Source organism: uncultured Aquincola sp., assembly GCF_964001545.1.
In the GTDB taxonomy this organism is placed as follows: Bacteria; Pseudomonadota; Gammaproteobacteria; order Burkholderiales; family Burkholderiaceae_C; genus Aquincola.
In genome coordinates this window covers 1-3,841 of record NZ_CAXFDV010000115.1, presented here as the reverse complement: position 1 = coordinate 3,841, position 3,841 = coordinate 1, and the positions used below count along the sequence as shown (strand labels likewise).

The window sequence follows — 3,841 nt, the reverse complement described above, 5'->3', positions numbered from 1 at the left end:
GTCCAAGAACGCCTCTTCCTCCGGGCTCTGAGGCCACGGACTTTACCAGATAGGTAAAACGCCTAGCGCCGCCCGAACATCATCTGCCGCGCCAGCGCCTTCTTGGCGGGGCCGATCCTGTCCAGCACGGCCAGGCCCAGGCCGCGGGCGGCGGCCAGGCCGGGCCAGGTCCAGGTGAAGCTGCGGGCCAGGAAGTCGGTGGCGGCGATCATGGCCCAGCGGTCGGGGGCGCGTTGCCATTCCACCTTGCGCAGCGCGCCGTCCACGTCGATGGGCTGGCCCGCCAGGCGCGCCGCCTCGCTGGCCTGGCGCAGCGCGCCGGCCAGGGCGTAGGCGTCGCGCAGGCCCAGGTTCAGGCCCTGGCCGGCCACCGGGTGCAGCGTCTGCGCGGCATTGCCGATGCGGATCTGCCGGCCGCGCACCAGCGTGCGCTCGGCCGCCAGGCCCAGCGCAAAGTGCTTGAGCGGCGAGATGGCGGCCAGCCGCCCCACCTCGGCCGGAAACACGGTGTTGAGCACCGCCAGCCGTTGCGCGTCGTCCAGGTCCTTCACCGGGTCGTCGTCGGCCGGCACGCACCACACCAGCGCCGCGCGTTGGCGGCCCTCGGCGTCGGGGCCCAGCGGCAGCAGCGCGGCCGGGCCGTGGCGGGTGAAGCGTTCCACCGCCAGTCCCGGGCGGCCGCCCTGCAGCGTGACGGTGCCCACCCAGGCGGTCTGCCGGTAGTCGTGGGCCAGGCGCTGGCCGGGCGCGGCGGCCACCGCCATGCGGTCGGCGAACACGCCGCCCTCGGCCACGATGGCCAGGTCGAAGGTGTCGGCCACGCCGGCATCGATCTCCACGCCGCCGGGCACGTCCTTCAGCGCCGCCACCGGCGTGCCGAAGCGGGTGTGCAGCCGCTGCGGCGCCTGGGCCACCTCGGCTTCCCAGCGGCGCTGCAGCGGCGCCACCAGCGCGCCGTAGGGCAGCACCGCGCCCAGCATGGCCACGCCCTGGTCGGCGGCCGTCAGCCGCACCTGCGGCACCAGCGCCTGCCAGGCCAGCGTGGGCGGCTGCTGCGACACATGCACTTCGGTGATCGGCTGGGCGCGGCCTTCTTCCCAGGCACCCAGGCGCTGCAGCAGGTGCACGCTGCCCAGCGACAGCGCCAGCGTGCGCGGGTCGGCCGAGACGTCGCGCTCGGCCGGCCGCGCATCGAACAGCGAAACCTGCGCATCGGGCAGGTGGCGGGCGGCCAGCAGGGCCAGCGCCAGGCCTGCGGGGCCGGCGCCGACGATGGCCAGGTGAAGGGGGGAGGGGGTGCTCACGCCGCGTATTATTCGCCGCGACCCCGGGCACCCGCCCCGGCACCAGGAGCGCCACCATGGCCTTGATGGACTTCATCAAGAAACAGTTCATCGACATCATCGAATGGACCGAGCAGCGCGACGGCGTGCTGGCCTGGCGTTTCCCGATGGCCGACCGCGAGATCCAGAACGGCGCCTCGCTCACCGTGCGTGAATCGCAGCTGGCGATGTTCGTCGACCAGGGCCAGGTGGCCGACGTCTTCGGCCCCGGCATGCACCGGCTGACCACGCAGACGCTGCCGGTGCTGACCTACCTGAAGAACTGGGACAAGCTGTTCCAGAGCCCGTTCAAGAGCGACGTGTACTTCTTCGCCACGCGCCAGCAGCTGGACCGCCGCTGGGGCACCAGCCAGCCGGTGACCATCCGCGACAAGGACTTCGGCGCGGTGCGGCTGCGGGCCTTCGGCAACTACGCCTTCCACATCGCAGACTCCAAGCTGTTCCACACCCAGGTCTCGGGCACGCGCGACACCTACACGGTGGACGACCTGGACGGCCAGCTGCGCGGCCTGATGCTGCAGCACATCAGCGACGCGGTGGCCGGCAGCGGCATTCCTTTCCTCGACCTGGCGGCCAACCAGGTGGAATTCGCGACCCAGTTGCGCGAAGCCACCGGCCCCGCCTTCGCGGCGCTGGGCCTGGCGCTGGACAGCGTGACGGTGCAGAACGTCTCGCTGCCCGAAGAGCTGCAGAAGATCCTCGACCAGAAGATCGGCATGGGCATGGTCGGCAATGACATGGGCAAGTTCATGCAGTACCAGACGGCGCAGTCGCTGCCCAAGTTCGCCGAAGGCGCGGCCGCGGGCGGCGGCGTGGTGGGCGATGCGATGGGCCTGGGCGCCGGCGTGGCGCTGGGCCAGGTGATGGCGCAGCAGCTGCAGCAGGGCCTGCAGCCGCAGGCGCCGGCCGGCGCAGCCGCGGTTGCCCCTGCCCCTGCCGCTGCAGCGGGCGTCTCGCCCGACGAGGTGGTGGCCCTGCTGGAGAAGCTGGGTGATCTCAAGGCCAAGGGTGTGCTCACCGACGAGGAATTCAGCGCCAAGAAGGCCGAGCTGCTGAAGAAGCTGGTGTGAACCCGCGCAGCCCGGCCTGGTGACCCCTGCTCCGCAACGCGCCTGGCGCGCGGCCTGCCCGAACTGCGGCGCGCCGGTCGACTTTCGATCCGCGGCTTCGGCCAGCGCGGTGTGCAGCTACTGCCGCAGCACGCTGGTGCGCGATGGCGATGCGCTGCGCCGCATCGGCCAGGCGGCCGAGCTGTTCGACGACCACTCACCGCTGCAGCTGGGCGCAGCCGGCCGCCTGCAGGGCGAGCCGTTCACGCTGGTGGGCCGGCTGCAGATGGCTTACGCCCAGGGCAGCTGGAACGAGTGGCATGCGCTGTTCGACAACGGCCGCTCGGGCTGGTTGAGCGAGGACAACGGCGGCCATGTGTTTGCCTTCGATGCGCCGCCGCCGGCCGATGCGCCGCCGCCCGCGCAGCTGCAGCCGGGCCAGCGTCTGGCGCTGGGCGGCCAGGCCTGGGAGGTGGCCTCGGTGCAGCAGGCCACGGTGCACACCGCCGAAGGCGAGCTGCCGAAACCGCCGGCACTGGCCGCCCGGTTCACCGTGGCGGACCTGCGCAACACCCGCGACGAGGTGGCCACGCTGGACGACCTGGCCGCGCCCACTCTGGGCTGGTCCATCGGCCGGCCGGTGCAGCTGGCGGCGCTGTCGCTCAGCGGCCTGGCATCGGCCAGCGAAAAAACCTGGGCCGGCCGCGCGTTCGAATGCCCCAACTGCGGCGCGCCGCTGCAGGCGCGGCTGGAAAGCACCCGCAGCATCGTCTGCGGCCAGTGCCATGCGGTGGTCGATCTGTCGCAGGGCGTGGGCGCCGACCTGGCGCACTACAGCCAGGCCCAGCCCGAAGGCCATGCCGAGCCGCAGATTCCGCTGGGCAGCACAGGCACGCTGGCGCTTGGCGGCGAAGCGCTGCCCTGGCAGGTGGTGGGCTATGTGGAGCACGCCGAGCTGCCCGACGACCCGGAAGACGAGCAGGCCTTCTGGCGCGAGTACCTGCTCTACCACCGCAGCGCCGGCTTCGCCTTTCTGGTGGATGCGGAAGACGGCTGGAGCTGGGCGCGCCCGATCACCGGTGTGCCCGAGCGGCAGGGCGAGCAGGTGCGTTGGCAGGGCGCGAGCTACCGGCCGCTGTACACCTACACCGGCACCGTGACCTATGTGCTGGGCGAGTTCTACTGGCGCCTGCAGCGCGACGAGCGCACCCGCAACACCGATTACCAGGGCGTGGGCGCGCAGGCGCGGCGCCGGCTCAACCGCGAGGCCGCCGGCCAGGAGGTGACCTGGTCGGCCGGCGAGGCGCTGGAAGCCGCGGTGGTGGCGCGTGCCTTCGGCCTGCCCGACGACCGGTTGGCCGCGCTGCAGCGCGACGGCGCGCCGCTGCTGCAGTTCAGCGTGAAAAGTGGCGGCGGCCTGCTCAAGCCGCTGCTGATCTTTGCGCTGCT

Annotated in this window: 3 protein-coding genes; 2 read left to right on the top strand and 1 reads right to left on the bottom strand. The window is 72.4% G+C overall.

The window, feature by feature from the left end:
• Nucleotides 1-62: 62 nt before the first annotated feature.
• Nucleotides 63-1,304 (bottom strand): FAD-dependent monooxygenase, encoded by a 1,242-nt coding sequence (locus ABNT58_RS03865; protein ID WP_348752196.1) that lies wholly within the window; start codon nucleotides 1,302-1,304, stop codon nucleotides 63-65.
• Between the two features lie 56 nt (nucleotides 1,305-1,360).
• Here ABNT58_RS03865 and ABNT58_RS03860 point away from each other — a divergent pair, with 56 nt between their 5' ends.
• On the top strand, nucleotides 1,361-2,413 hold the full coding sequence (locus tag ABNT58_RS03860) for an SPFH domain-containing protein (RefSeq protein ID WP_348752195.1): 1,053 nt from the start codon (nucleotides 1,361-1,363) through the stop codon (nucleotides 2,411-2,413).
• Between the two features lie 19 nt (nucleotides 2,414-2,432).
• Nucleotides 2,433-3,841, top strand: a 1,409-nt coding sequence (locus ABNT58_RS03855) for a DUF4178 domain-containing protein (RefSeq protein ID WP_348752194.1), incomplete at its 3' end; no start/stop codon positions are given.